The 3,699-nt window shown below is 59.2% G+C and carries 3 protein-coding genes; all 3 read right to left on the minus strand.

What is annotated here, in order from left to right; translation table 11 throughout:
• Positions 1–1,860, minus strand: a 1,860-nt coding sequence (locus OP494_RS17020; protein ID WP_280542757.1) for a T6SS effector BTH_I2691 family protein, incomplete at its 3' end; no start/stop codon positions are given.
• A gap of 1 nt (position 1,861) precedes the next feature.
• Complete coding sequence (locus tag OP494_RS17025; protein ID WP_280542758.1) at positions 1,862–2,680, minus strand: DUF4123 domain-containing protein; 819 nt, start codon at positions 2,678–2,680, stop codon at positions 1,862–1,864.
• A gap of 13 nt (positions 2,681–2,693) precedes the next feature.
• On the minus strand, positions 2,694–3,699 hold a 1,006-nt coding region (locus tag OP494_RS17030), incomplete at its 5' end, for a type VI secretion system Vgr family protein (RefSeq protein ID WP_280542760.1).

Consider the following 3,699-nt stretch of genomic DNA (forward strand, 5'->3'; position numbering starts at 1 on the left):
AGCCAGGGGCCGTTGTAACATCAGCCGTTCGGTGGCCAACATCGACGCGGCGACATAGAGGTTCATCGCGGCCGAGTCGAGCTGGCGAGAGAGAAATTTGGCCACTGGCGCACCAGTCTGGTAGAGCAACTGAGAGAAAACATTTTTGGCGGCGTCTTCAGAGGCTTCCGGATTGAACATGTGCTTTCGACTAGCTGCCCAGGCACTGTTCATCTTATCCAGAACCGTCTGCACATTGCTTTCCGTAATCTGCGTATCCGTCAGATCGCTCACGACATCCGCATGCGTCTGCTGGTTCCAGACCAAACTACGCATGAGCAGGTTAGAAGTGTCTCCCAGATCAGGTTGCTCTACCCATTCTTGGATTACGCTCTCGCATTCCGCCCGGTCGGCGGCATCATGGAGACATTCGATAAAGTGATGGACGTAATGTGTGCCAGAATCGAGATCGTCGGTCCGGTAGTCGCATTCAAAGCAGCGTTTCAACGCGTCCGACCCAAGCCATATCGCATGGTCTTCCGAAATCGGCGTGTGCACTTTTTCCTGATCATCTTTTAATACCTTGGAGACGGTCTCCTTGAAGTCCTGCTCAATTTCTTCATCGGACATTCGCAAGTATTCATCATCGTCTTCATAGACTCCAAACCAGACGTCGTTGCGGGTTTCCTTCCAGGCACGCTGACTTCGAGCTCTAATCGTATCCGAACTGAGATATTGGCGCTGATTCGTCGCTTTGGACTCATCCAGCAGCGCCTCCATATTCGAAATGGTCTGGCGATCCGCTTCCGAAGCCGTTCCGTCATCCACTTTTTGTCTCGCTTCACGAAGCCGTTTTTCCGGTACGTTCAGCATCATCGACTCATTCTCGGCAATACCGCTTCGGTAGACAGACTCTGTCGTCACCTCGACGACATTTTTGAGCGCTTGAATCCCCTCCCAGGAGGCGTTCCGCCAACTGAAGCGCTGTAGAGAAGCCTCCACCGCTTGAATCTGCTCGGCGTTGAGCTCGACCGTGATGCCGCGCGGATCGTGCGTGGCAAAAAGAATGGATCGCCCCTGCGATGTTCGCTCGGCGGTTTCGATCAGGTCATCGGCCTCAAAAGCGCGCCATTGGAAGGGATAGACGGACTCGAAGGTGGCGGTGTTTTGCGCATCGTCTTCGTCAGCCACCGTGTTGCGAAAGCTCGGGGTCGTATTGTGCCGGTATTCACTCACCCAATCCGTCACTGCCGAGAGCGGTGCGGTGTGGGGTTGACTCGCTGCCGGGGAGATACACAGAGACGGGTTGAGCGACTGCATGCGTGTCGCGGGGTCCCGGGCGATCCGATCCCGAAGCGTCTTGTCCCAGTCGGTATCCGAGAAGGCCAACCAAGCTTGCGTGACCTGTTCGGGCTGACTGATCGTCACGCACCTGGCCATCTGCCAGTCGCTGGATCTCCGGCAGGCTTCACTTTTTTCCATCCCCGGTGCCAACTGGCCATCGATTGGAAGCGGGATGAAGTTGCTGTCGCTGGTGACGATATATTTTCGCCACTTGGCGCCTTCCGCATCACCGTTCGGAAAGTGCAGGTAAAAGTAGCCCGGTCGCATGCAGCGTAGGATGTAAGTCGCGCGTTGCATCTGCTTGTCGAGGACGCCGTCGCCGAAGCTTCCACCGCTGACGATCGGAGTGAGTCCGTTGATGGCGTGCGCATGACTCTCGGCGATAGCCGCATAACGCACCGGGAGAATGACCAGCCCGGGCGACTTCTTGCACATCTGACAGTCGCTACAACCGCTCGTATCGGTGCCGGCGCTTTTACTGGGCACGTTGGCGGCGGCCGTCGCAATAGCTTCGTTGATGTTTGGAATCGCACTCATGCTACGTCGTTTCCCGATTGGTCAATTGTTCCTGGATGGATTCCCAGCGTGCCTGTGGCCAGTTCGATGTCACGGCCCGATACGATGTGCCCTCTTTCGCCATCACGACCGCGTGTGCCACATCGGGATGCTGGAGAATGTCGGGGTGCACCAGCAATTCATGTAGTACGAGTGCTAAACGGTCCCGTTCATCCTGCAACCCCCGTTGTCGGGCATGCGTGAGTCGCTCGGCAATGTGCCGTCCTGCCTCCGCATCGTCCATTGGCGCTTGGGGGTCCTGATCTCGCCATTGTGTCAGGCACTCGCGAATCGTGGGCAACGCTTCAAGATGTCGAAGTTGGTCCTCGTCGAGAGACAGCCGCAATACGCTTCCCGCCTCAGGTGCTTGGTTGGATATCGATATCCAATGTCGACTGGAATTCAGCAGCTCCCAGCACCGAATTTTTCCCAGGAGCGACTGGCGTTGTTCCGGCATCAAAATCCAACGAAGATGCGCCATGACACGCGGATCGAAGAATCGGCAGTACATCCATCGCGTCGTGGGCGTCGCCGCCAGGCAGAATCGGCTCAGTTGTTCTTGAAGGACGACGGGATCGACATCCGCCCGAAGTAGCGCACACAAAGCAGGCGGCATGCCATGACGCGACATTGCCTCGGCACGCTCCCTGACGTGGCTGATGGCCGATTCGTTGACGCGGTAGAGATGAGGCGTCAGCGCATGGAGATCCGGCCTGCGGCGCGGCCGCAGTGCGCCCACGAACTCGACACCTTCGCACTCTAGCGGTCCATTGAGATGATCGTGCAATAACCACGATGTCATCGTTTCACTCCCCTCACTCAACCAGCGGAGAACCGCGACTGGCAGCGCCTTTATGCTTCGTTGCGCAGTCGTCCCCCTCCGGTAATCCCATCATGTCCGAGTCCATACTCGCCGGCCCCCCAAAACTCTTTGTTGCGCCGTTGACGGTGACCTTGCCGGGCGCGTGCAGCTCGATATTGCCGTCCTTGATGCGCACGTAGGCGCCGCCGCTGACGAGCAGGATTTCTTCGGCGGCGGCAAGATCGACCTTCTCGTCGCGGGAAGTGACGTTGAGGTTTTGGCGCGCGGTGGCTTCGAGGTTGTCCGACTGCGCCTGGATGTCCACCTTGCCCCGCGCCGCGAACAATTTGATCCCGGCCTTCTGCACGAATAACGAGAGCTTCTCCGAGATCGAGGCGACCAGACTCTTGCCGGTGGCGATGTTGACGTCTTCGCCGCTGGCCACGCTGAGCGATTTGCCCTGGGCCAGGTGGGTCGACTCCGGCGTGCTCGCCGTGATGCCGGCGGGCGAGGCCAGGTGCAGCCAGGGCGCTTTCATGCGCGCGGCTTCGCCTCTTCCGCCGCTGTCCGTGGCGCCGGATGCGCTGTTCTGGTCGCTGCCGGTGAGCTGTTCGCTGTTGCCGTAGGTGTCGTCGGCGTCTTCCCCGGCCTGCTTGAGATTCGTCCGGCTGTCGAGCGCTTCGGCGTTGTGATCCTGGGCGCTCTGACTCAGCGTATCGGTGAGCTGGTAGGCGCTGTCGAGCTGTTGTTGGGCCGGGGTGAGATCGAGCTGGTCGCCGCGGGCACCGAGCTGGCCCCAACTGGTGAGGTAGAGCCCCTGGTTGGCGCGGATGGCGCCATAGGCATCGCTGCGCAGTTCGAAGCCGGTGCCACGGAAGGCGCCGCGGGTGTTGCCGGTCTGGTGGATCAGGTAGCCAAGGTTGAGCTGGCTCTTCTCGGCTTCGGAGTTGAGGCGCACGCGCTCCTGGTCGGTGGCGTCGTCGAAGACCAGTTCGTTGTACTTGCTGCCGCGATAGGTC

This window comes from Chromohalobacter sp. 11-W (assembly GCF_029889905.1).
Lineage (GTDB): Bacteria > Pseudomonadota > Gammaproteobacteria > Pseudomonadales > Halomonadaceae > Chromohalobacter.

What these genes read in the sequence shown, in the direction of transcription:
- OP494_RS17025 (WP_280542758.1), bottom strand. Translation starts at nt 2,680, where the DNA reads ATGACATCGTGGTTATTGCACGATCATCTCAATGGACCGCTAGAGTGC.